General features: G+C 62.5%; 21 protein-coding genes. 7 read left to right on the forward strand and 14 right to left on the reverse strand.

What is annotated here, in order from left to right:
• The first annotated feature begins 7 nt into the window (after nucleotides 1-7).
• The gene (gene yghX, locus OZ428_RS18360; protein WP_269130801.1) at nucleotides 8-895 is read left to right on the forward strand and encodes a YghX family hydrolase; all 888 of its coding nucleotides are present in this window, start codon (nucleotides 8-10) and stop codon (nucleotides 893-895) included.
• Here the strand turns inward: yghX and OZ428_RS18365 are convergent.
• The gene (locus tag OZ428_RS18365; RefSeq protein ID WP_033896618.1) at nucleotides 892-2,076 is read right to left on the reverse strand and encodes a DUF2252 domain-containing protein; all 1,185 of its coding nucleotides are present in this window, start codon (nucleotides 2,074-2,076) and stop codon (nucleotides 892-894) included. The two genes, yghX and OZ428_RS18365, sit on opposite strands and share 4 nt — an antisense overlap.
• Before the next feature lie 78 nt (nucleotides 2,077-2,154).
• The gene (locus tag OZ428_RS18370) at nucleotides 2,155-3,033 is read right to left on the reverse strand and encodes a LysR family transcriptional regulator (protein ID WP_269130802.1); all 879 of its coding nucleotides are present in this window, start codon (nucleotides 3,031-3,033) and stop codon (nucleotides 2,155-2,157) included.
• A gap of 128 nt (nucleotides 3,034-3,161) precedes the next feature.
• Here OZ428_RS18370 and ampC point away from each other — a divergent pair, with 128 nt between their 5' ends.
• Complete coding sequence (ampC, locus tag OZ428_RS18375; protein ID WP_269130803.1) at nucleotides 3,162-4,316, forward strand: class C beta-lactamase; 1,155 nt, start codon at nucleotides 3,162-3,164, stop codon at nucleotides 4,314-4,316.
• 133 nt (nucleotides 4,317-4,449) lie between these two features.
• On the opposite strand, the gene dctM is transcribed toward ampC, so the two are convergent.
• The 8 genes from dctM to OZ428_RS18415 all read right to left on the reverse strand — a co-directional run bounded on the left by dctM (nucleotide 4,450) and on the right by OZ428_RS18415 (nucleotide 13,036).
• Nucleotides 4,450-5,730: a C4-dicarboxylate TRAP transporter large permease protein DctM gene (gene dctM / locus OZ428_RS18380; RefSeq protein WP_016979464.1), complete on the reverse strand. Its 1,281-nt coding sequence runs from the start codon at nucleotides 5,728-5,730 to the stop codon at nucleotides 4,450-4,452.
• Entirely contained in the window at nucleotides 5,730-6,362 is a 633-nt protein-coding gene (locus tag OZ428_RS18385) for a TRAP transporter small permease (RefSeq protein WP_033896622.1), read from the reverse strand. Before OZ428_RS18385 ends, dctM begins: the two co-directional genes overlap by 1 nt.
• 180 nt (nucleotides 6,363-6,542) lie before the next feature.
• Nucleotides 6,543-7,526 (reverse strand): TRAP transporter substrate-binding protein, encoded by a 984-nt coding sequence (locus tag OZ428_RS18390; RefSeq protein ID WP_028616372.1) that lies wholly within the window; start codon nucleotides 7,524-7,526, stop codon nucleotides 6,543-6,545.
• 102 nt (nucleotides 7,527-7,628) lie between these two features.
• Nucleotides 7,629-8,444: an HpcH/HpaI aldolase/citrate lyase family protein gene (locus OZ428_RS18395; protein WP_269130804.1), complete on the reverse strand. Its 816-nt coding sequence runs from the start codon at nucleotides 8,442-8,444 to the stop codon at nucleotides 7,629-7,631.
• Nucleotides 8,445-8,462: 18 nt separating this feature from the next.
• Nucleotides 8,463-9,656 carry a CaiB/BaiF CoA transferase family protein gene (locus tag OZ428_RS18400; RefSeq protein WP_269130805.1) on the reverse strand — a complete coding sequence of 398 codons (1,194 nt, stop codon included), beginning with the start codon at nucleotides 9,654-9,656 and terminating at the stop codon, nucleotides 8,463-8,465.
• Between the two features lie 9 nt (nucleotides 9,657-9,665).
• Nucleotides 9,666-11,015, reverse strand: a complete 1,350-nt coding sequence (locus OZ428_RS18405; protein WP_269130806.1) for an MmgE/PrpD family protein — start codon at nucleotides 11,013-11,015, stop codon at nucleotides 9,666-9,668.
• Nucleotides 11,016-11,025: 10 nt separating this feature from the next.
• Nucleotides 11,026-12,189, reverse strand: coding sequence for an acyl-CoA dehydrogenase family protein (locus OZ428_RS18410; protein WP_269130807.1), 1,164 nt, complete (start codon nucleotides 12,187-12,189; stop codon nucleotides 11,026-11,028).
• Between the two features lie 28 nt (nucleotides 12,190-12,217).
• The gene (locus OZ428_RS18415) at nucleotides 12,218-13,036 is read right to left on the reverse strand and encodes an FAS1-like dehydratase domain-containing protein (RefSeq protein ID WP_269130808.1); all 819 of its coding nucleotides are present in this window, start codon (nucleotides 13,034-13,036) and stop codon (nucleotides 12,218-12,220) included.
• A gap of 131 nt (nucleotides 13,037-13,167) precedes the next feature.
• Between OZ428_RS18415 and OZ428_RS18420 the strand changes: the two genes are divergently transcribed.
• Nucleotides 13,168-14,067, forward strand: coding sequence for a LysR family transcriptional regulator (locus OZ428_RS18420; protein ID WP_269130809.1), 900 nt, complete (start codon nucleotides 13,168-13,170; stop codon nucleotides 14,065-14,067).
• On the opposite strand, the gene OZ428_RS18425 is transcribed toward OZ428_RS18420, so the two are convergent.
• From OZ428_RS18425 to OZ428_RS18440, 4 genes are read right to left on the reverse strand one after another with little or no spacing between them, the layout of a single operon-like run.
• Nucleotides 14,054-16,930 carry a bpX6 domain-containing protein gene (locus tag OZ428_RS18425; RefSeq protein ID WP_269130810.1) on the reverse strand — a complete coding sequence of 959 codons (2,877 nt, stop codon included), beginning with the start codon at nucleotides 16,928-16,930 and terminating at the stop codon, nucleotides 14,054-14,056. The genes OZ428_RS18420 and OZ428_RS18425 overlap by 14 nt on opposite strands.
• Nucleotides 16,923-18,719, reverse strand: coding sequence for a hypothetical protein (locus OZ428_RS18430; protein WP_269130811.1), 1,797 nt, complete (start codon nucleotides 18,717-18,719; stop codon nucleotides 16,923-16,925). Before OZ428_RS18430 ends, OZ428_RS18425 begins: the two co-directional genes overlap by 8 nt.
• The gene (locus OZ428_RS18435; protein ID WP_269130812.1) at nucleotides 18,706-19,152 is read right to left on the reverse strand and encodes a bpX5 domain-containing protein; all 447 of its coding nucleotides are present in this window, start codon (nucleotides 19,150-19,152) and stop codon (nucleotides 18,706-18,708) included. The genes OZ428_RS18430 and OZ428_RS18435 overlap by 14 nt, the downstream gene beginning before the upstream one ends.
• Nucleotides 19,149-20,270 carry an AAA family ATPase gene (locus OZ428_RS18440; protein WP_269130813.1) on the reverse strand — a complete coding sequence of 374 codons (1,122 nt, stop codon included), beginning with the start codon at nucleotides 20,268-20,270 and terminating at the stop codon, nucleotides 19,149-19,151. The genes OZ428_RS18435 and OZ428_RS18440 overlap by 4 nt, the downstream gene beginning before the upstream one ends.
• Before the next feature lie 91 nt (nucleotides 20,271-20,361).
• Here OZ428_RS18440 and OZ428_RS18445 point away from each other — a divergent pair, with 91 nt between their 5' ends.
• The 4 genes from OZ428_RS18445 to OZ428_RS18460 all read left to right on the forward strand — a co-directional run bounded on the left by OZ428_RS18445 (nucleotide 20,362) and on the right by OZ428_RS18460 (nucleotide 24,331).
• Nucleotides 20,362-20,850: a GFA family protein gene (locus OZ428_RS18445; protein WP_269130814.1), complete on the forward strand. Its 489-nt coding sequence runs from the start codon at nucleotides 20,362-20,364 to the stop codon at nucleotides 20,848-20,850.
• Nucleotides 20,851-20,976: 126 nt separating this feature from the next.
• The gene (locus OZ428_RS18450) at nucleotides 20,977-21,873 is read left to right on the forward strand and encodes a dihydrodipicolinate synthase family protein (RefSeq protein ID WP_269130815.1); all 897 of its coding nucleotides are present in this window, start codon (nucleotides 20,977-20,979) and stop codon (nucleotides 21,871-21,873) included.
• A 75-nt stretch (nucleotides 21,874-21,948) separates the two neighbouring features.
• Nucleotides 21,949-23,523 (forward strand): aldehyde dehydrogenase (NADP(+)), encoded by a 1,575-nt coding sequence (locus OZ428_RS18455; RefSeq protein ID WP_269130816.1) that lies wholly within the window; start codon nucleotides 21,949-21,951, stop codon nucleotides 23,521-23,523.
• Between the two features lie 109 nt (nucleotides 23,524-23,632).
• Nucleotides 23,633-24,331 (forward strand): GntR family transcriptional regulator, encoded by a 699-nt coding sequence (locus tag OZ428_RS18460; RefSeq protein ID WP_177077040.1) that lies wholly within the window; start codon nucleotides 23,633-23,635, stop codon nucleotides 24,329-24,331.
• The last annotated feature ends 18 nt before the right edge of the window (nucleotides 24,332-24,349 follow it).

The raw sequence follows: 24,349 nt of genomic DNA on the forward strand, positions 1-24,349 counted from the left end.
TGCACCGATGACTCGTCTCACCGCGAAAGACTTTGCCCCCGAACTGCTGGAACTCTATGACGGCTACGCCCACGGCAAGATCAACCGCCGCGAATTTCTCGACCGCGCTGCGCTGTTCACCTTTGGCGGCCTCACCGCTTCGGCCTTGCTGGCTGCGCTGAGCCCCAACTACGCGCTGGCTGAGCAGGTGAAATTCACCGACCCGGACATCGTCGCCGACTACATCACCTACCCATCGCCCAAAGGCAACGGAACGGTGCGCGGCTACCTGGTGCGCCCAGCCAAGGCCACGGGCAAGCTGCCGGCGGTGGTGGTGGTCCACGAAAACCGCGGCCTCAACCCCTACATCGAAGACGTCGCCCGACGCCTGGCCAAAGCGGGTTTTATCGCCCTGGCCCCGGATGGCCTGACCTCGGTGGGCGGCTACCCCGGCAACGACGAAAAAGGCGTGGCCCTGCAACAGACCGTCGACCCGACCAAGCTGATGAACGACTTCTTCGCCGCCATCGAATGGCTGATGCACCACGACAGCAGCACCGGCAAGGTCGGGATTACCGGCTTCTGTTATGGCGGCGGCGTGACCAACGCGGCGGCCGTGGCCTACCCGGAACTGGGCGCGGCGGTGTCGTTCTATGGGCGCCAGCCGGAAGCCAAGGACGTGCCCCGGATCAAAGCGCCGATCATGCTGCATTACGGTGAGCTGGATACGCGGATCAACGAGGGTTGGCCGGCGTATGAGCAGGCGCTCAAGGCCGCCGGAACCACGTATGAGGCGTATATCTACAAGGGCGCCAACCACGGTTTCCATAATGATTCGACGCCACGCTATGACGAGGCGGCGGCGAATCTGGCGTGGGAAAGGACGCTCGGTTGGTTCAATAAATACTTGGCTTAGTGCTCCAGCGCGTAACGCCGGCAATGGTCGAGGTAGCCCTGCTCATGGCTACCCACCAGTTGCACCACACTGCTCCATAACCATGACGGCGCATCCAACTGCCTGGAGCGGTTCTCCTGCAGCACCGCCATCCAGTCTTTGCGTGTAGCACGGTCCATCTGCCGGGCATGCGCAATGCCCACGACCCGTGCCAGGTAACCCGCTGCGTGCATGGCGTCGATCTCGCTCAACTCGTCCAGCTCCAACTTCATGTCCTGGGGCAACAGTTCGCGGATAAAGAACCCATGATCCAGAAATCGTGTCGCCACCATGCGCTCCCCCAGGCCCGGTGAAAGCTGACGCGCGCCCTCCACCACACGGCGACCATTGTCCCTGGGCATTTTCGCCCGCGCCACACGAGGTGCCGCCGCGCCGACGGCTTCCTTGATGTCGATCAGGCAATACGCCTGGTCATCTTTGTCGCCCACGCCGAGCAAGGCGGCATAACGCAACAAACCGAGCGAGCTGCAGCCCTTGACCCAATAGGCCGAATCCAGCAACTCGACCCTGGCATCCTTGGGGCGCCCTTTGAGCGAGGTGACCAATTGATGGATGTCATCCGAGGCACACAGGGTTTCCAGCGCGTTTTTTTCGGCCCGCGACAACGACCAGAAATGCTTGCCCAAAGGAATGCTCGGCCGGGCGTTTTCAATACGTTCGCGCGCCAGGTTTTTCCAGGTGCGCTCCACGGCACTGCGCATGCCGGCCTTGACCTGGGACGGACGCGGCGGGGCTTCGTCGGGTTTATCCTTGAACGCCTGTTCGTAGCCCACCATCATTTCTTCGAGCATGCGTGCGGTGGTGACGCCGGGCAGGTCCGAACCGCGCGCGGCGGTGGCCAGGGACAGCGCCAGGCGCACCAAGTCGTGGGCGGGGTTGCCGATCACCGTCTGGTCGAGGTCGCGGATGTGCATGTCGATGCGGCCCTTGCTGTCGCCGGTCGGTCCCAGGTTGCCGGCATGGCAATCGCCACAGATCCAGATCGCCGGGCCATGGGGTAGACGCCTGCCGGGCTGGCTGTGCAACCACTCGTAGAATTGCACGGTGCTCCCGCGCACGTAGGCGTGGGCCGAGCGCGCCATCTTGAGGTTTCGCAATTGGGTCAGGTGGGACATACGGGCGGAGGGGCGCGGTGTTTTCATGGAATAACTCAAGACAGGTGTTGCGGTAGAGCGCTGACCTTCAGCAAATGTTTCATTATGTTTCAAAAATAAAACCCTTCAGTGCTGCGCGACCCGCTCCTGCAACCATCCCTTGAACGCCAACATTGCTGGTGTTCCAGCCCGCGACTGCAAGCGCGTCAACCAATAGCTGCCCGTGCTGATGCCGACGTCGAACGGCTGGCGGATCACGTCGCTCTCCAGTTGCCGCGAAAACATCATTGCCGGTGCCAGTGCTATTCCGATGCCTTGCAAGGCGGCTTCCATCATCGCCAACGAAGAATCGAACACGATGCTGCGCGGCACCAGGGTATCGGCAGGCAAACCGGCGGCCTGGAACCACAGGTTCCATTCATCGGCGCGGTAGGAGCGCAGCAAGGTGTGTTTAAGCAAGTCTTGCGGTGCGTGCAGTTGCTCGGCCAACTGCGGCACACAGAGTACGGTGAGAGGTGCTTCCAGCAGCTCGCAGGCTTCAGTGCCGTGCCAGGCACCCGCGCCGAAGCGGATCGCGTAATCCAGGCCTTCAGCCGCCACGTCGACACGGTTGTTGTGGGTGGACAGGCGCAGGTCGATAAACGGGTAACGCGCCTGGAACTCGGGCAGCCGTGGCAGCAACCAGCCCACCGCAAAGGTGCCCACCGCGCCCACCGTGAGTACCTCGCGGTAATGCCCGCCTTCGAATTGGCTCAAGGTCTGGGCGATGCGGTCAAACGAGTCTCGCACCACCGGCAACAAGGTTTCGCCTTCGCTGGTGAGCATCAGGCCACGGGGCAGGCGCTTGAACAAGGTCACGTTCAATTGCGCTTCCAGGCTTTTGACTTGATGGCTGACCGCCGCCTGGGTCACGCATAACTCAATGGCGGCGCGGGTAAAGCTCAAATGCCGGGCCGAGGCTTCAAAGGCACGCAGGGCATTGAGGGGAAGATGGGAGCGCAGCATGCTTGACCCCAATTAATCTAATGGCAGGTGCGAGATATCATCGTTTGCCCAACGCCCGCGAACTGCCTACATTGGCCACGCCCGCGCAGGCTCTTCATTCAATCGATCACTCTCATGGAAGCGATATCATGCCTCAACTCTCCCTGTCCGGAGTGCGTAACTTAGGCGCCATGGCGTTATTTCTCGCCACCGGCCACTGCCTGGCCGCCGACGACCTGCGCGCCGTGGTGGACGCCAGCGTCAAGCCGCTGATGCAGCAACAGTCTATTCCAGGTCTCGTTGTCGGTGTCATCAAAGACGGCAAGGCGCAATACTTTAACTACGGCGTGGCCAGTAAAGACGCCAAACAGCCCGTCAGTGAAAACACGCTGTTTGAAATTGGCTCGGTGAGCAAGACCTTCACCGCCACCCTCGCCGGCTATGCCGTGGCGAGCGGCAAACTGACCCTCACCGATCCGGCCAGCCAGTACCTGCCAGCGTTGCGTGGCGGCAAGTTCGACCACATCAGCGTGCTCAACCTGGGCACCTACACCGCCGGTGGCCTGCCGCTGCAATTCCCCCGCGAAGCGGACAACACCCAGCACATGATCGGCTACTTCCAGCAGTGGAGACCCGACTTCGCCCCCGGCATCCAACGCCTGTATTCCAACCCGAGCCTGGGCTTGTTCGGCTACCTGGCGGCGCAGAGCCTGAAGCAGCCGTTTGATCAGGTGATGGAGAAAACTCTGATTCCGAAACTGGGGCTCAAGCACACGTTCATCACTGTTCCCAAGAGCCAGATGAACCTGTACGCCCAGGGCTATGGCAAGGACGGCAAACCCGTGCGCGTCGGCCCCGGTGCGATGGACAGCGAAGCCTACGGCATCAAGACCAGCGCTTCGGACCTGTTGCATTACGTAGAGGTCAATATGCGCCCGGCAACACTGGACCCAGTGCTGCAACAAGCCATTACCACCACGCACACCGGCTACTACACGGTCGAGCGCATGACCCAGGGGCTGGGCTGGGAGATGTACCCGTACCCGATCAATCTGGATGCCCTGGTGGATGGCAACTCGACAAAAATGGCGATGGAGCCGCATCCGGTCAACTGGCTGACCCCAGCGCAGGCGCCGCACGCCAACACACTGGTGAACAAAACCGGCTCCACCAACGGCTTTGGCGCGTATGTGGCGTATGTGCCGAGCAAGGAAATGGGGGTCGTGATCCTGGCCAACAAAAACTACCCGAACGGGGAACGGGTGAAAGTGGCCCATGCGATCTTGAGCGCGCTGGACCACTAAGCACAGGCGCGGATCAAATGTGGGAGCCGGGCTTGCCCGCGATGAGGGAGTGTCAGCCGATGAACTTGGCAACTGACACACCGCTATCGCGGGCAAGCCCGGCTCCCACAAGGTATTGCAGGGTGATTGGGATCTACATACCGAGCCAGTGCGGTAGCGCCAGGGAGATAAACGGCAAGTAGGTGACCATGATCAGGAACACCAACAAGATCATCAACCACGGCAACGCCGCACGAATGGTCTGCCCCAGGCTCAACCCGGTCACCGCCGAGGTCACGAACAGGTTCAACCCCACCGGCGGGTGCACCAGGCCGATCTCCATGTTCACCACCATCACGATGCCCAGGTGAATCGGGTCAATCCCCAGCTTCATGGCAATCGGGAAAAAGATCGGCGCCAGGATCAGCACGATGGCCGAAGGCTCCATGAAGCTGCCCGCCACCAGCAGCACCACGTTGACCATGATCAGGAAACCAATCGGCGTCAGCCCTTCGGAGATCACCCACGCGGTGATTTCCTGGGGGATCTGCTCGGTGGTCAGCACATGGGCAAACAGCATGGCGTTGGCGATGATGAACATCAGCATGATCGCCAGTCGCCCGGATTCCAGCAGCACCTTGGGGCAGTCGCGCAGCTTCATGTCCTTGTAGATGAACAAGGCCACGAACGCCGAGTACACCGCCGCCACCGCCGCCGCTTCAGTCGGGGTGAACATGCCGCTGTAGATGCCGCCGAGGATGATCACCAACAGCAACAGGCCCCAGAACGCGCGACGTGCGCAGGTCAGCCACTCGCGGAAGGTCGCCCGTGGTTGCGCCGGTAGCTTCTTGATGCGCGCGACGATGTAGATCGCGATCATCAGCATCAGGCCCAGCAGCAACCCAGGAATCACCCCGGCCATGAACAGCTTGCCGACCGAGGTTTCGGTGGCCGCCGAGTACACCACCATCACAATCGACGGCGGAATCAGGATGCCCAAGGTGCCCGCGTTACAGATGATCCCGGCGCCGAACTCCTTCGGATAACCGGAACGCACCATGCCCGCCACGGCAATCGAGCCCACCGCCGCCACCGTTGCCGGTGACGAACCGGACAGCGCCGCAAACAGCATGCACGCCAGCACCGCCGCAATCGCCAGGCCGCCACGGATATGGCCGACACAGGCGTTGGCAAAGTCGATCAGGCGTTGCGCCACACCGCCGGTGGTCATGAACGCGCCGGAGAGCAGGAAGAACGGAATCGCCAGGAAGGTATAGGCGTCGGAGGTCTCGAACAGCTTGATCGCCAGGGAACTCACCGAGTCCTGGCTGAACATCAGGATCGACACCGCGCCGGACAGCCCCAAGGAAATCGCAATGGGCACGCCAAGGAACATGAACACAAACAACAACAGGAATAGACAGAGCACGGCCATCAGTGACGCTCCTCATGGCTGCCGGCCAATTTGCTGGCCTCACCAGCCTCGTCGGCCAGCCCCAACCCGACCTGACGGTGGGTAAAGATGCGGTAGAAAATTTCCAGGTAACGGATGAAGACCATGGCAAACCCGATAGGCACGATCACCACGATATCGCCGACGTCCACGCCGTACTGGTCAAGGTCTTCGGCGCCGATGTGCGCGCCCATCACGGCGCTCACCCACTTGTAGCTGGCGACCATGAACAGCCCGGCATACGCCAGGCAGCACAGGCACGCAAGCATGCCGAGCACGCGTTGCACCGGGCGCTTGGTCAACTTCACCAGTGCATCCACGCCAAGGTGGCCGGCGGTACGCACGCCGTAGGAAATACCGAAGAAGATCAGCCAGCCGAACATGGCCTTGGTCAGCGCCACGCTCCAGGTCATGTCCTGGGCCCAGGTCATGGTGTGATCGCCCAGGGCATTGAAGAAGTTGCTGCTCAACGCCCACTTGTCAGCCAGGGCAAAGAACAGCGTGTAGATGTTGTTGAGCATGACGTAGACGAATGTCACCAGGGTCATGGCGGCCAGCAGGAAGGCAATAAAACCTTCCTCCAGGTGCTCCCAGACGCGCCTTAGCGTTTGCATGGCAAAACCTCGCGAAGCGGGAATGATGTCGGAGTGGAAACCGGGCCAAACTGTGGGAGTGGACCTCTGTGGGAGCCGGGCTTGCCCGCGATGGCATCAACTCGGTTCTACCGGGACACCGAGTTGCCCGTATCGCAGGCAAGCCAGCTCCCACACAGGCCTGTCCTCCTCTGCCGATGCTTACTGGTTGGACGCGTCGGCCGCCTTGATCAAGTCAGCCCCGATCTCACCCTCGAACTTCTGCCACACCGGGCGCATGGCTTCGCGCCACAGCTGGCGTTGCTCCGGGGTCAGTTCGATGATTTCGCTGGTCTTGGAATCGACGATCTTCTGCTTGGCCGACTGGTTCAGCGCTTCGGCCTGCTTGTTCACCTCGACGGTGACCTCGACCATGATCTGCTCCAGCGTGCTGCGGATGTCCGGTGGCAGGCCATTCCAGAACTTGGCGTTGGTGATCACCATGTAGTCGATCAGGCCATGGTTGGACTCGGTGAAGTACTTCTGCACCTCGTTGACCTTCTGGCTTTCGTAGTTCGACCAAGTGTTCTCGGTGCCATTCACGGTGCCGGTCTGCAAGCCTTGATACACCTCGGCAAAACTCATCTTGCGCGGGTTGGCGCGGATCGCCTTGAACTGCTCTTCCAGCACGCTCGACGCTTGCACGCGGAATTTCAGGCCACGGGCGTCCTTGGGCTCATGCAGCGCCTTGTTCGAGGAGAGTTGCTTGAGGCCGTTGTGCCAATAGGCCAGGCCGAGGATGTTCTTGTCCTGCATGGAGGTCAGCAATTCCTTGCCCTGGGCGGCCTGGAAACGGTCGACCGCAGCCAGGTCGTTGAACAGGAACGGCAGGTCGTAGATCTGCACTTGCTTGGTGTACTGCTCGAACTTGGCCAGGGACGGCGCGAGCATCTGCACGTCGCCCAGCAGCAGCGCTTCCATTTCCTTGCCATCGCCGAACAGCGACGAGTTCGGGTACACCTCGACCTTGACCTTACCGGGCAGGCGTTCTTCCGCGAGTTTCTTGAACAGCAACGCGCCCTGGCCCTTGGGGGTGTTTTCGGCAACCACGTGGGCGAACTTGATGACAATCGGATCCGCCGCCTGGGCCAGGCCCGCGGCAAACAAGGTGGCGGCGCACAGCAGCGCCCGGGAAAGCTTGAGCATGGGAAATCACCTTCTTATTGTTGTGTTGTAGGGCAAGGTGCCTGATGTCACGCGTGTAGTGAATTTCGATTTTTTGATACCTGCGTTCGGTCTGGACGAACGCTAGATCTGAGCGGCCAGCAGCCGTTGCGCGCGCAGCAACACCGGCGCATCCACCATCTGCCCATCGATCTGATAGGCCCCTGCCCCATGGGCGCCGGCTTCCACCACGCGCTGGGCCCAGGCCAGGTCTTCGGCGCTGGGCGCCAGCGCCTGGTGAATCACCGCCACCTGCTTGGGATGGATACACAGTGCGCCGGCAAACCCCATCTCATAGGCATGCCGGATCGAGCGGCGCAGGCCTTCAGGGTCATCGATGGCTGGGTGCACGCCATCAAGCGGTGCGACCAGGCCGGCGGCACGGGAATGCACGATCAGCGCCAGGCGCGCCTGGTCCAGGGCGAACTGCGCGGCCGGGGAATGGCTGCTCAGGTTCAGGTCCAGCGCCAGGTCCAACCCGCCGAACGACAGGCGCTCTACCTGCGCTGCATGGGCGATCTCGGCCACCGCCAGCAAACCCCGCGCACTCTCGATGATCGGCCAGATGACTTTGCCAGTGGCCGCCACCACGGCGACCTGGGCTGCGCTTTCGACCTTCGGCAACAGCACGCCTGCCACATTCGGATGCGCCTTGCAGAACGCCACATCCTCAAAGTGCTCGGCATGTTCCGGCGCGTTGATCCGCACCCACACCTGGGCGGCGGGATTGGCGGTCAAAAACGCCCCAAGGTTATCCCGCGCCTGGCGCTTGAGCGGTTCTTCCACCGCATCCTCAAAATCCACGATCACCGCGTCGGCACCGCTGGCCAAGGCTTTGGAAAATCGCTCCGGTCGGCTACCGGGTACAAACAACGCCGAACGTACCAATGGCTTGGGCATCTGTTGAATTCCTTATGGTTAAATCACACCGCGCGTGCGCAGGCCGTCGATGGCGTCTGCGGCGTAACCGAGCCCTTCGAGAATGCCTTGGCTGTGCTGCCCCAAACCTGGAACAGCGTCCATGCGCGGGGTAAACGCAGCGTTGCGTGCCGGTGGCAACAGTGACGGCAACGCACCGGCCGGGCTGTCGACTTCGCGCCAACTGTCACGGGCCTTGAGCTGCGGGTGATCCCACACGCCTTGCATATCGTTGACCCGGGCGCTGGCGATCTGCGCGCCTTCCAGGCGCTGGATCACCGCCTCGGCATCCAACTGCGCGAAGCTATCGACGATGATCTGGCGCAGCACGTCGCGGTTGGCCGAGCGCTTGAAGTTGGCGGAGAAACGCTCGTCAGTCGCCAAGGCCGGGGTGAGCAGCACCTTGTCGCAAAACGCCGCCCATTCGCGTTCATTCTGCAGGCCGAGCATTACCGTGCCGCCGTCGCCGGTGGGAAACGGTCCATAGGGATAGATTGTCGAGTGCGCCGCCCCGGCACGCGGCGGCTGCGGTGCGCCGTCGAACGCGTAGTACATCGGGTAGCCCATCCATTCCACCAGGCTTTCCAGCATGCTCACATCGATGCGGCTGCCCTTCCCCGTCTTGCCGCGCAGCAGCAGCGCCGAGAGGATGCCGCTGTAGGCGTACATGCCCGCCGAGATGTCCGCGATGGAACAACCGGCCTTGGCCATCTGGTCGTCGCCAGGCCCGCCGGTGACGGAGAGAAAGCCGCCTTCGCTCTGGATCAGCAGGTCGTAGGCCTTTTTCTTTTCGTACGGCCCGCCTTCGCCATAGCCGGAAATATCGCAGACGATCAGGCGTGGGAAGCGCGCATGCAACGCCTCGAACGACAAGCCCATGCGCGCGGCGGCGCCGGGCGCGAGGTTCTGTACCAGTACGTCGGCGTCAGCCAACAAGGTATCGAGAATAGTGCCCGCCTCGTCCTGTTTGAGGTCCAGGGTCAGGCTTTCTTTGGAGCGGTTGGTCCACACGAAATGCGAGGCCAGGCCACGCACACGCTCATCGTAGCCACGGGCAAAATCACCGGCACCGGGGCGTTCCACCTTGATCACGCGGGCGCCCAGGTCGGCCAATTGGCGGGTGCAGAATGGCGCGGCAATCGCGTGTTCCAGGCTGACAACGGTGATGCCGTCCAGCGGTCTTGGGTTAGTCATGACAGTTCCTCAAAGCCAGTCGGCCATGGATGCGGCGTTGCGCAGGTCCCAGACCTTGTCGATCAGGGCATTGGCCTGGGCCGGTGTGCGGGCGTTGCTGAACTGGCTGAGACGCTGGAATTTATCGGCCAGCTCGGCACGGCTCAGGGTGTTGCCCGGATCGCCTTTGGGCTCGTCGATGGCGCCGCGCAGCGTGCGGCCATCCAGCGTGGTGACGGTGACGCGACCGAGCCAGCGTTGCGGGTAAGCACCGTCGACGTCGGGGTCGAAGGTCATGCTGACCTTGTCGCGAAACGCCGAGACCGCTGGATCGGTCAACGCCAGCTCATGGAACTCGGTGAGCCCGGCCTTGCCATGCACGGCAATCAGGCCCAGCACGGTGCCCATGGAGAACTTGGCCTGGTGCACGCTGGTCGGTACTTTCACCCTGCCCAGTACATCGATGGCGCCTTGGTGCACGCGTGTTTCCACGTGAGCGATCTGTTCGGCGTGCAGGCCTTCGCCTTGCATCAGGTCCAACAGCGCATCGGCGGCCGGATGGGTGTGGCGGCATGAGGCGTGGAACTTGAACGAGGTTTCCAGCAACGCCCAGCGGCTGCCCAGGTCGGCGGACAACTTGGCAGGCTCGGCATCACGGGACATACCGGCCGCCAGACCTTGATCGCCCTCCAGAATATTGCGCGCGCCGGTCAGACCATCCGCCGTCAGGTAAGCGGCGAGCAAGCCGTCCGCCGCCGCTTTCGCCGTGTGCAGTTGCTTGGAATCGGCGGCATCGCGCAGGAACTCCCACAAGCCGGCCGCCTGGGTGCCCGCGCTGCCGAGCAGGTTGATAAATTGTTCTTCGTTGAAATCCAGCAACTTGCCTACAGCTACCGCCGCCGCCAACGTGCCGACGGTGGCCGTGGTGTGAAAGATACGGTAGTGGGAACGGCCCATGAATTCGCCGATGCGAATACCCGCTTCATAACCGGCTACCGACGCCAGCAGCAAATCGCGGCCGGATTTGCCGAGGTCCTGGGCGGCCGCCAGCGCTGCTGGAAACACCACGGTCGCCGGGTGCAGCACGGAGCTGTTGTGCAGGTCGTCCTGCTCGACCAGATGGGATGAAGCCGCGTTGACCAGCGCGGCAAAGTACGCGCTGGTGCTGCCGCCATTGACGATCACCTGCGCCGGACCGCTGCCGGGGCCCATTTTCTGCGCATAACGCTCGAACAACGGAATCGGGTGCGCGCCCTGGCTTGCCAGCGCCGAGGCCAGCCAGTCCAGGTACAAATCTTCGGTGCGCGCCAGCACATCTTCCGGCAGTTGCGCGTAATCCAGTTCGGCGAGGAACCGACACAAGGCTTGGGTATGGCTCATGGTCAGGCCCTCAGAAGCTGCGTGGCAGTTCGAGCAGATGCTCGGCCACGTAGGACAGGATCAGGTTGGTGGAGATCGGCGCCACCTGGTACAGGCGCGTCTCGCGGAATTTGCGCTCCACGTCGTATTCGCAGGCAAACCCGAAACCACCGTGGGTTTGCAGGCAGGCGTTGGCCGCCTCCCAGGACGCCTTGGCCGCCAGGTACTTGGCCATGTTGGCACTGGCCCCGGCATTGGCGCCGCTGTCGTATTCCTCGCAGGCACGCCAACGCATCAGGTCGGCCGCTTCGATCTCGATATGCGCTTCAGCAATCGGGAACTGCACGCCCTGGTTCTGCCCAATAGGCCGGCCAAACACCACGCGGTCGCGGGCATAAGCACTGGCCTTTTCGATAAACCAGCGGCCATCACCGATGCATTCGGCGGCGATCAGCGTGCGCTCGGCGTTGAGGCCGTCGAGGATGTATTTAAAGCCCTTGCCCTCTTCGCCGATGAGGCTGTCCAGGGGCAACTCCAGGTTGTCGAAGAACAGCTCGTTGGTTTCGTGGTTGACCATATTGGCGATGGGCTGCACGGTCAGGCCGTTGCCGATGGCTTCGCGCAAGTCCACCAGGAAGATCGACATGCCCTCTGACTTTTTCTTCACTTCGGCCAATGGCGTGGTGCGCGCCAGCAGGATCATCAGGTCGGAATGCTGGATCCGCGAGATCCACACTTTCTGGCCGTTGATCACGTACTTGTCGCCACGTTTTATCGCGGTGGTCTTGATCTTGGTGGTATCGGTGCCGGTGGTGGGCTCGGTCACGCCCATGGATTGCAGGCGCAATTCGCCGCTCGCAAGCTTGGGCAGGTAGAAGCGTTTCTGTGCCTCGCTGCCGTGCCGCAACAGGGTGAACATGTTGTACATCTGGCCGTGTACGGTGCCGGAATTGCCGCCGCAGCGGTTCACTTCTTCAAGGATCACCGAGGCTTCAGCCAGACCCAGGCCGGAGCCGCCGTACTCTTCGGGGATCATCGCCGACAGCCAGCCGGCGTCGGTCAACGCCTTGACGAAGGCTTCGGGGAAGCCTTTTTCCTCATCAATCCTGCGCCAGTACGCGGCATCGAATTCGGCGCACAAGGCGCGCACGCCTTCGCGGATGGCATTGAGTTCTTCATTGTCATTGGGGTTCATTAACGGCTCTCCGCCTGTTGTTCTTGGATTATTCGAAATGCACGCTGGCTTGCTGCGCCAGGCCCTGGGCGTTGCCGGCCCACAGCTGCGCCACACCGGTTTCGGTCACGCGGCCGCCCACTGCAAACGGCTGCGGCGCAATCAACGGGCGCACGCCGCGATAGGCAAACCGGCGCAAGGTGGCGCCAGGGTTGGCGCGGCAGAATGCGCGCAGGCTCAGGGTGGCGATCAGCGGCCCATGCACCACCAGGCCTGAATAGCCTTCGGTGCCGGTGACATAGGGGTAGTCGTAGTGAATGCGATGCCCGTTGAAGGTCACGGCGCTGTAGCGAAACAACAGGGTTGGCGTGGGATCGACGGCTTCAGACCATTCGCCCTGCTCCAGCGCATCACCGCTGCCGGACTTGGGCGGTGTGGGTTCGCGGTAGACGATGTCCTGTTCCTCACGGATCGCCAGGCGACCGCCCTGGGAATAGTCGTGGCGTACGGTGACAAACAGCAGCGAACCGGTGCGCCCGGTTTTTTCTTCCACTTGGGTAATGGTCGACACGCGGGTCGCCGCCTCACCGGCCCGCAGTGCCTGCAGGAACTCGATGCGCCCACCGGCCCACATGCGGTTGCGGTTGTCGGCCGGCGGCAGGAAACCGCCACGGGCCGGGTGACCGTCGCTGCCTAGCGCGGTTTCCGGCAGCGGGTCTTGGAAGAAACACCACTGCCACAGCGGCGGGATGTCCGCGCCGTCTTCGGGCACTTTTTCACCGAAGGTGGCGGCAATACGCTTGAGCAGGTTATGGCTGAGGTGGTCGTGGGCGGTTTCGCTTCGGCCGATCCAATCGGTGGCGCTCATCGGGTGCAGGTCCTCGGGCAGTGAGTGTCTGCCCCGGATCATGCAAGCCTATCGCCGTTCTGAGAATTTGCATTTCAATAAACCGGCGTTCGGTTATGCTGAACGCCGCCATCCTGCCCTGGGAGTCTTGCATGCACTTCGATCTGGCCGACCTGCGGCTGTTTATCCATATCGCCGAATCCCCCAGCCTGACCCAGGGCGCCAAGCGCGCGTTCCTCTCGCCGGCTGCCGCCAGTGCGCGGATCAAAGCCCTCGAAGGCCAACTCGACACCCGCCTGCTGTACCGCGACAGCCGTGGCGTCGAGATCACCCCGGCCGGCGAGCGCTTGTTGCACCATGCACGGTTGATCATGCGTCAGGTGGATTACCTCAAGAGCGAATTCACCCAATACGGCGTGGATTCGGCGGGGCATATCCGCATCTTTGCCAATACCACCGCCGTCACCGAATTTTTACCCGAAGTGCTGGCAGGATTCCTGTCACAACGTCCCGGCGTAACCGTTGACCTGCAGGAACGCCTGTCCCGCGACATCGTGCGCGGCGTGCTGGATGGCACCAGCGACATGGGCATCATCGCCGGCCCCGTGGAAGCCTCGGGCTTGCAGGTGTTGCATTTCAGCACCGATGAGCTGGTGTTGATGGTGCCGGTCGGCCACCCCTTGGCGGAACAACCCTCGGTCACGCTGGAACAGACCCTCGCCTACCAGCATATCGGCCTGCACGAAGGCAGCACCTTGCTGAGCTTCCTGCGCGAGCGCGTCGAGCGGCTCGGCAAACATTTGTCTCTGCGTATCCAGGTGTCGAGCTTCGAGGCGATCTGCCGGATGGTCGAGGCCGGTGTGGGGATTGGTATCATTCCGGAGTCGGCCGCCGTGCGTCACAGCCGCACCATGCAATTGGTGGCGGTGAAGCTGGACGAACCCTGGGCGATTCGCGAGCGCAGTATCCTGGTGCGGGAGTTGGAGGCGTTGCCCGGCACCATTCGTGCGTTGATTGCCACGTTGATGCCGGACTCGGTCAGTGCAGGCTGAGGTTACGCAGACGTGCACCGTCCACGCTGATATGGCTCAAACGCCCCTGGTCATCGAATAACAGCCAGCCCTCCCCGCTGCGACGGATGTTCACTTCGTAGCGGGGCCAATGCAGCACCGCACACAGGTGGTCACTGGCACGATGGATAAAGTGCCAGCGCGTGTCGCGTTCGCCAGCGATATAGCCGAACACCAGCCAGTCAGCATCGAGGGCGATGCGCACCGGGTCGCCGTCGAAGAAACCTTCGTCACAGCCCGGCAGGCGATAACCCTTGCGGTTGCCCGCGACATCCAGGATCAGCGTCGGCTCTTCGTCATCGCGGCACCTGATCGCGTACTCGATGGTTTGATCGAGCGCACAGTACAGCGCGTGGTTCTCCTCCGACTGCGTTGACGCCGGCTCACGCCCGGCCAGCCGACGCTCAGGCAAGCGGTAGTGCCAGCGTTCGACGCCATCACGCGGGTTGTAGAGCCAGAGGAACTCATTGCGCTCATCACCTTTGAGCGCGCGCAGCGTGCCCGGCAAGTCGCTGACGTGCCACAGGGTTTCAAAGTTGCGATCCACGTCCACCACGCGCAGTTGCCGGCCCTGGCCGAGGGTCCAGGTGCTGCCGTCAAACTGCTCGGCGAACACGTCCAGCACCTGCACGCCCAGGTCGGTGGCGGTACGGTTGACCAGGTCGAGCTTGCTGATGCGCCACACCCTGTCACGGCGGGTCAGCACCAGCGCCATCTGCCGGCTGTGGGCCAGGACAATCCGCTGGGCCGGAACGGCGAAGTGATACAGGGTCTGGCCGCTGGCATCCGTCACCACCGCACCGGCCTCGCCCAGTGCCACCAGATAACGCTCGTCATCCAACGACACCGCGTCGTAGACCGGTCGGCTGCCCTGGGTCGGAGCGGTCCACTCCAGCGCATCGTCCACACGGACCAACGAGCGCCGGGCAGGACGCTTGAGCGCCTGACCAGGCAAGTCCGCCTGCAAACATTTATCGCGGCTCATCTTGACCAGCGATTGCAACTGATTGAAGTTCAACCCGCCGTGACCACTGAGTTGGTCGGCCAGCACCGCGTGCACCGTCGCGCCAGCCAGCCAACGCAGGGCAGCGGTGTCGGACTTGTGCGCCAGCAGCGCGTGCGCCAGGGCGTCGCGCTCGGCGTATCGGTCGGGATCGTCACGCAATTGTTCGATCCAGGGCCCGTAAGCCTCCAGGGTCTGCGGCAGCAGAATCGCGCGTTTGACCAAGGCGCCCATCGCCAGCCGCCCACCAGCCGCTTCAGCATCCAGCAGCCATTGAGCCGCGCGCGGGCGCTCATCCGGCAGGCTCCACACCACCTCGACGGCTTGCAGCCACAGGCCTTTGGCGATCAGCGATTCAGCCCATTCCAGGCGCAAGCGCTCGGCAATCTGCGGCTGCTTGGCCTGGAGCAACACCACAGCATCGGCAAATGCATCGTCACGCCGCGCCACCAGCAAGGCACGCTGCCAGTTCTCGGCCAGGCACAGCAGACGCACGATCACCGCCGACGGCATGTCCCAGGCCAGGGCCAAGTCGGCAGCCTGTTGGTAGCGCGCGTGCTTTTCCAGGTAGTCGAGGGCTTCCTGGCGCTCCTTGAGCAGTTCCGCGAGGACGAAGACCGCTTCTTCAATACGGTTCTCGCGCGCCAGGCGTTCGTAGGAGCGGCGATAGACCTCGCGCAGATGCTCGGTCAGGCTTTGTTCGAAATGGTACGCACGGCCGGACCCGCTCTGCTGGCTGAGGGTCAGGTCCTGGCGCCGCTGCGGCGTGCCGAAATTCTGTTCAGCATTCGATTCCTGGCCGCCCAAAGGGATGGCATGGCGCAAGGCCTCGGCAAAATCACCGTCCTCGAACATCTCCAGCATGCGCTGCATGTAGGCGGCCTGGCGTTTGCCGTACAGCCTGGACAGTTTTGAATGCTCGGTCAGGCGGGTCAGCCAACGGCGCCAGGCGGACGGTTTAGGCCGAGCCGGTTTGGCCCGCTCTGCGATACCAGGATCAGCCGGCGCTGAAGGCACGGCGCTGACGGCCTGTACACCTCGGCGCAGGAATTTGTTGATGCCCATCAACACGGCGGTGAACACAATAGCGCTCAGCAGCATGCCGAGTATCACGCCGCTGATGTCTTCAGTGGTCGCGGCCGGAACCGGCGTCAAGGGTTTGGATTGGCCTTGGGTGGCCATCCAGATCAACCCGGCCACCAACGCCAGGGTGGCGCCCAGTTTCAACGCTGGGTACTGCGCGGGCTCCTCGCTGGCCCATTGCCGAGTGGCCTTGGGAGACGCGGCTTTCGGCGCGGGCTGTTGACGCTCCAGCAACGCGCGGATCACGCCTTCCTGCTCGGGGCTGACCGGCGCCAGGCCGCCGAGGATCTCACGCACATCGGTGATGTCCGGCGCGGGCAGCACCGGCACAATCGGCGCATGGCAATCGAAGGTATCCAGCAAGGTGTACGCGCTGATCTCCAGCCACAAGCCAGGCTTGAGGACCTCGGCGTCGCGCAACTGCAAGGCGTGAACCTGGCTGCCGCGCACCAGCCACAGGTCGGCGGCGGGTAACGCACGCAGCTCTTCAGCGGTCAGCTGTGCCGAACACAACCCACGCCCCTGGCGGACCAGCGGCCAGCCGGCAAGGGTTTGGCAATCCAATGCGACGGGTGTACTGAACTGCACCCCATCACCGTCGGCAAACCGGTAGGCGACGGCGCCCGCGCGCCAGTGCTCCAGGATCAGGCGGGCCCGCTCCTGCAAAGTGAAGCGCTCGGCAGGCAGCCACACGCCGTCGATGGACTGGTGCCCAGTCAGCAGCGGGCGGCGGATCTGCAGGGGTTCGTGCTCACGCATGGGCAGGCTCTTGTTTCAGGTCGCACATGACTTGCAAACGCATGGCGCGCTCGGTGACGTTGAACACCAGTAACTCCCGCGCCGTGGTCAGCACCGCCACCAGCCCGCTCATGGGACAGAAACTCGCACGGGCAATCGGTGCCGAGGTGGTGAACAGTGTCTGTTGTTGGCCTTCTGAGTACAGGCCAATGGTGTGCTGGTTGGGGCCCAGCAGGACCAGTGAATAGCACTCCTGCGCAGCCACCTGGTGATGCAGGCCGATACCACTCCAGCCAGGCGCCAAGTCGATCTGCGCCCTTTTTGCGGGGAAGCTGTCGTGGGTCACCAGGCGCCAACTCTGGCGGCCGTCATGGTGAGTGAGTAATGCGCAACCGCCAAAGGCGTACTTCCAATGGGCAGTACTGGCGAACAGTATCTGGCTGACTCCGGCAGCCGCACCGACTGCGTAGCCGGAACTGCGGACGCCGGAGGCCGTTGCGGGGTACGCCACCAGTTGCCCGGCCTCGCTGCGGGCGTAGACCAACAACAACGCATTCAGCTGCGCCAGCCCCATGACATTGTTCGTCACCGAAAAATTCGCGGCTCTCGGTTCATGACCGGGGCGCTGCCAGTGGGCGAGCTGACCGTTTGTATCGAGTAAATACAGGCGTTCCGACTGTTGACCACGCAGCCACACTGCGGGCAGAAAGGTCGCGGTGCCCGGTGGCAGGTGCAGCTCTTCGCGCGTGGGCTTGTTGGCAGAAACCAGGCCGGGGATATTCCAGAAGGTCAGGAGGTTGCCATCACCGAGCACCGCCCCAAGGCTGCGATAGTTGAAGGCGGCTGCAAACACATGCTGGTGTTTGCCCCACAGGCGACGTCGCACTTCGAGGGTTTTTTTCTGGTTCTTGTTGGGCAGCTTGATCACCGCCATGCCGTGTTCGTCGAGCAGGCGCAGGGCGACATAGTTGCCGGAGCCGGAGATGACGGGTGGCAATGTCAACGCAACCCGCGCCACCCGCCCGGCAGCGCTTGGCGCCGGAGTATGCACGGCATTATCGAACTGCCCCTTGAGCAGGCGCACCGCCTGTTGCTCGTCAGGCATCGGCAGCGACACGCGCCGCGACTGCAAGGCGAAAGACAGGCTGCGGCCGTCCAGGTTACGCGTAATCTGCACGCGGTGGGTGCAAGTCGTGGAATCGGTCGAAGGCAAGCGCTGGCCGACCACCCAGCACTCTCCAACCGTCTGTTCGGCCAAGGTGTCACGCCAAGCCAGCCAATGCTTGTCGCTGACGACCTCGTAGGTACGGGCTTCGAGCAAGCGCGTAAGTTGCGCCGCCGAGTCCAGCTCCTGCAACACCGGCGTGCCCTGCAGAATGCCCCAGCGCAATTGCGCCCCCGCCTCCTGCGCACGGCGCGCCAGCAACATCAGCAGCGCCAGGTGTACCAGGCGTGCAGCGCCCAATTGCAGGGGACCGGCGTCGAACAACACCACGATCAGGCGGTTCGCCTCATGGGCACGGTATTGCGGGGCGAGGAACATATGCTCACCGCCCACTGCCCGGCGCAGGAACTCATCCGGCACTTCATCGGCCAGCAGCCATTCGCTGGACAGCAACCGCTCATAGGGGCCGCGCCGGTGCAGGTCGCCCAGGCCATCGGGCTCCGGCACGCCACCCTGGTGCAGGCCACGCAGCGGACCGAGCAGCGGGTTGAGACGACCCAGCAGGTCGGCGAACACTGGCAAATGTTCCGGGGCAAACCATTCCAGCCATTGCCGCCAGGGTTGCAGCGCCTCAGGCAGTTGCATGGGTGACTCCCCAATAATCAGCGATACGTTGCAGATGGTCGGGCGACACGACCAGCAAGCGGTCCAGCGGGATCACCGCCGCAGGTTCACGCCACACCAGCAAGGGCGAACGCTTGAAGCGTGCTGAAAAGGCCTGGCCCAGCAGATCCTGGGGCACATCCGGTTCCCAACTGGTCGGCAACCAGAGGTGTGGCGCGCTGGCGCTGGGGGCGGCGTACGCCACGCCGTCGACCCACGGCAGATCAGCCGTCGCGCCGGTCACCACCAACACCTCAGCATTGGCCGTGGCGTGCAGACGCGCGGCGTGTTCAGCCTCAAGCAACGCCAGGCGCCCAAGCATCCGGCGTGCCGCATCGCCCCAGGCCACGGCGGCTTGTGCCTCGGCAGGTGCCTGGCGTGAGCGCCAGCGCCAAGGGTGGCTCAACGCACTCATTCGGCGGGTGTCAGCAAACGCATGAGTTGCCCCCGCGCCTGCTGCAACGGCTCGGGCATGGTCTGGCTGTTGAAGTTGGCATCGATCTCGCGCAACAGGCCTTCAAGCACAGTACTGGTCGGCGGCTCGCTACGGGCGAGGTAGTCTTCGGCGGTTTCCAGCAGGCGATTCAAACGTGACATCGGCTGCAACGTGGCCTCTTCCACCGCGCTGAACAGATGGCTGTTGCTGGACGCGGCAAACAGGTCACGCAACACTTCACGACCCTGTTGTTGGGTGGCCTGGGTCGGCAGCACATAGAGCAACGGCCATAGGTCGGCGTCGCTGGCTTCCAGGCGACCGCCGAGCAATGCGGCGGCGGCGATCAGGCGCTGGGATTTGACGATGCGCCGGTCGGACAGTTGGATACCGGCCTCGCGCAAACGGCGAATGGCCTGGGCCAGGGCGGGACGCACGGCGGTCAGGTCGACGTTTTTCAACGCATGGCCAAGCGTGTCCAGTTGCGAGAGGCCCAGCAACTGTTGCATCGGGCGCTGCTCAGACTGCCAGCCACCGGCCAACATGGCTTCCAATTGGTTGTCCGGCACCGACTCGACAAACAGGTGCAGCAAGAAGCGGTCACCAAAGGCCGCCAGCGCTTCATCATCCGGGAGGCCGTTGGCGGCGCCGACGCACACGCGCAGCGGGCATTGCACCTGGGTATGACCCCGGCGGAAACGGCGCTCGTTAAGTACACCCAATAACGTGTTGAGGATCGCAGTGGAGCCCAGGAAAACTTCGTCGAGAAACACGATATCGGCTTCCGGCAGCATGCCACTGACATCGGTTTCCACCGTGCCTTCGCGAAGTTTTTTCAGGTCGACCGCGCCAAACAACTCAGAAGGCTCAGTGAATCGCCCAAGCAGGTACTCGAAGTACCGCCCGCCCATGGACTGCGCGACGCGGCGCACCACCGCACTCTTGGCGGTGCCGGGCGGCCCGATCACCAGGATGTGCTCCTGGGCCACGGCGGCCAGCACAATCAATTCGGCCAGTTGCTCACGCCCGACCAACCCTTCAGTGGCGGCACGCACGGCGTGGCGGATTTGCGCGGCAGCGCTTTGCAACTGAGCAATCATGGGCGTCTTCCCTGAAACCAAAGCGGAGGATCTTGCCTGAGGCTAAGGTATTAGAAAAGTGTTGTTACACACTCTCATCAGGAGTCAGCCCATGCAGCTTGAAGGATCCTGCCATTGCGGCGCCGTCACGTTCAGCCTCGCCAGCGCCCACCCCTACCCTTACCAGCGTTGCTACTGCTCGATCTGCCGCAAGACCCAGGGCGGTGGCGGTTATGCGATCAACCTGGCCGGTGACACCGCCAGCCTGAAGGTGCGTGGGCGAAAATTCATTTCGGTCTACCACGCCAAGCTCAAGCCCGAAGGCGCCAGCCGTGCCCATGCGAGTACGGCCGAGCGGCACTTCTGCTCGCAATGCGGCAGCGCGCTGTGGGTGTTCAGCCCGGAATGGCCCGAGCTGATCCATCCATTTGCCTCGGCTATCGACACGCCATTGCCGGTGCCACCGGAGCATACGCACTTGATGCTTGGATCCAAGGCGCACTGGGTAGAAGTCACACTGCGCCAAGGCGACCGGCAGTTCGATGAATACCCCGAAGAGTCCATTGCCCAATGGCATGCGCGACTCGGGTTGGCGCGATAAGCGCCTCGGAATTTTTTTGCCATAAAAAAAACAAGCCTTGGGTGGACAAGCCGAATTGCCAAATTGTAGATTGGATACAGTTGACAATTCAAAAGCAACTCCATCACAACAAAAAAGGTAATTGAAATGGCAATCTGGAAAGGCGTTTTCCCTGCAGTCACCACCAAGCTGACCCAGGATGGCGAGGTCGACTTGGCGGCAACCCAAGCCAGCATTGATCGACTGATCAACAATGGCGTCTCGGGCGTTATCGTCCTGCCGATGCTGGGTGAGAACGCATCGATGAGCCTGCAGGAGCGCGAGTCGGTCATTCGCGCGGCGGTCGAAGTGGCCGCCGGCCGCGTGCCGGTGCTGTCCGGCCTGGCCGAAATCACCCTGCACACGGCGAAGAAACATGCGGCGCTGTACAAGAGCTTCGGCGCCCAAGGCCTGATGGTGTTCCCGAGCCTGGGCTACAAGACCGACCATCGCGAGACGGTGGAGTGGTACAAGGGCATCGCCAGCGCAACCGACCTGCCGATCATGATCTACAACAACCGGATCGCCTACGGCGTGGACTGCACCCCGGCGATCCTGGCCGACCTGGTCGATACGCCCGAAATCGTCTGCGTCAAGGAAGAAACCGGCGACATCCGGCGTGTAACCGACATGTATGTGGCCTTCGGCGAGCGTTTCAGCATTTTTTGCGGGGTTGACGACCTGATCGTCGAAAGCAGCGCGCTGGGCGTCACCGGCTGGGTATCGGGCATGACCAACGTGTGGCCGGCAGAATGCGTAAAGCTGTTCAACCTCTGTGCCCAGCAACGTTTCAGTGAGGCCCGCGAGCTGTATCACATCCTCACGCCGTCCTTTCACTTGGACGTACACGTCAAACTGGTGCAGTACATCAAGCTGGCCGAACATCTGGTTTATGGCGCGCCTGAGTGGACTCGCGCACCGCGCCTGGCACTGGTCGGCCAGGAGCGCGAATACGTGATCAGCACCGTTCAGAAGGCCATCGACACCCTCGCCGTTCGCGGCTGACGCCACGGGCCCCTTCGCCACGGCAAGGGGCCCGTTTTGTCGTGCACATCTATTTTTCATTGAGGGAGGTTTGTCATGTCCATTACAGGTGAAATGCTAATCGGCCAGTCGAAGGTTCGCGGTAAAAACGCTCAGATCTGGGGAGTCAACGCCGCCACCGGTGAAACCCTTCCCCCGGCGTTCGGCGGTGCCACGTTAGACGACCTCGACAGCGCTTGCGCCCTGGCCAGCGCCGCTTTCGATCGTTATCGCGAAACCACGCCAGAGCGCCGTGCGGTTTTCCTGGAAACCATCGCGCGCAATCTCCTCGCGTTGGGCGATGCCTTGATCGAACGCTGCATGGCCGAAACCGGCCTGCCACGCGGGCGGCTCGAAGGCGAACGAGCCCGTATGGTCAACCAACTGGCGCTGTTCGCCTCCGTTGTCCGCGATGGCGGTTTCATGGAGGCGCGCATTGATCCGGCATACCCTGAACGCACACCGCTGCCACGCGCAGACATCCGGCTGCGCAACATTGCCCTTGGCCCGGTGGCGGTGTTCGGCGCCTCCAATTTCCCGCTGGCGTTTTCAGTTGCGGGAGGCGATACCGCCTCTGCACTGGCCGCTGGCTGCCCTGTGATCGTCAAGGCGCATCCGGCCCATCCAGGGACGTCCGAACTGGTGGGCCAGGCGATTCAACGTTCAATACGTGAATGCCAATTGCCGGAGGGTGTGTTTTCCCTGCTGTTCGATGCGCAGCACAGCATCAGCCAGGCGCTGGTTGCCGATCACCGGATCAAGGCGGTGGGCTTTACGGGCTCGCAACGGGCCGGCGTCGCCTTGATGAACATTGCAGCGGCGCGTCGGGAACCGATTCCGGTCTACGCCGAAATGAGCGCAATCAACCCCGTGGTGCTGTTGCCCCATGCGCTGGCCGAGCGCGGTGCGGCGATCGCTGACGCCTTCGTCGCTTCACTCACCCTGGGCGCAGGCCAGTTCTGTACCAACCCCGGCTTGATACTGGCAATCGACGGCCCGTCACTCGCCGCCTTCGAGCACGCGGCAAGCGCCGCCCTGAGCGAAGTGCCTGCGGCAATCATGCTGACGCCTGCAATCTACGAAAGCTATTGCGAGGGCGTTGAAAAACTCAGCGCGCATCCGGGTGTAGAACTCGTTGGCCGAGGCCGCGCGGGTGAACAGTTTCAAGGGCAGGCCGCGCTGTTTGCCACCAGCGCGCAGGCGTTCCTTACACACACGGCATTGCGTGACGAGGTGTTTGGCGCTTCATCGTTGATTGTTCGATGCCCTGATGCCCCCACACTGCTGCAGGTACTTGAGGCACTGGAAGGTCAATTGACGATTGCCGTTCACACCGGCGCCGACGACCAACCAGCACTCGCCACACTGATACCCACCCTGGAAAAAAAGGCCGGGCGTATTCTGCTGAACGGGTTTGGTACGGGCGTGGAGGTGTGTCATGCGATGGTTCATGGCGGACCATTCCCAGCGACTTCTGACCCACGTACTACCTCGGTGGGCAGCCTGGCGATCCACCGATTTCTGCGGCCTGTGTGTTACCAGGACTTTCCCCAGGCGTTGCTGCCGCCCGCACTCCAGGACAGCAATCCGTTTGGCCTCAACCGAAGGGTGGAGGGCTGCGTGCAACCTTGACCTGTTTCGCGCTCATTGACTGGAAGCGTCCTACACCCGCGTGCCTGAGGTATGATCGACCGATGAGGATCTCAAATCCTGGATCCACTCACCTGTCAGTAGTTGAAGAATGCCTAAAAAAGAGCCTTTGCCCAACCTGCGCATCAAACGTCAAAGCTTGCCCGAAACCCTGGCGGAATCATTGCGTGAGCGGATTCTGAATGGGGAATTCAAGGAAGGCGAGTCACTGATCCAAGAGACGATTGCGACCGAGTACGGTGTGAGCCGCATGCCGGTGCGTGAAGCGTTCAAGGAGCTGGAGGCGTCGGGGCTGATCACCACGCAGATTCACAAAGGCTCGGTGGTGAAGTCCATTCCCCTGGAGCAAATCGCCGAGCTGTTTGATCTGCGCGCGTTACTGGAGTCCGAGCTGCTGGAACGCTCCCTGCCGAAGATGACGGACGCGCACTTTGCAGTCACCCAGCAACTGCTGCCGCAACTTGAAGCCGCCTACCTCGACGATGACATCGCGCAATGGGGCAAGCTCAACTGGCGGTTTCATGAAAGCCTGTACGCAGCGGCTGATCGCGTGCAAACACTGGCCATCGTTCAAGGCATCAACATTCAGACGGATCGCTACATCCGCTTGCAACTGTTGCTGACGGCCGGAAAAAAAGAAGCCGAAGTCGACCACCGCGAACTGCTCAAGCTGTGTGAACAAGGCGATACCAAGAAAGCGGTGCAGTTCCTGCGCAAGCACATCCAGCGCGCAGGCACTGACCTTGTCACGCTGCTCAAGCAAAAACGCGACAAAGCCCCTCAGGTTTGAATGCCGGCGGCGCCCTCG

Source organism: Pseudomonas sp. GXZC (assembly GCF_026967615.1).
Lineage (GTDB): Bacteria > Pseudomonadota > Gammaproteobacteria > Pseudomonadales > Pseudomonadaceae > Aquipseudomonas > Aquipseudomonas azotoformans_A.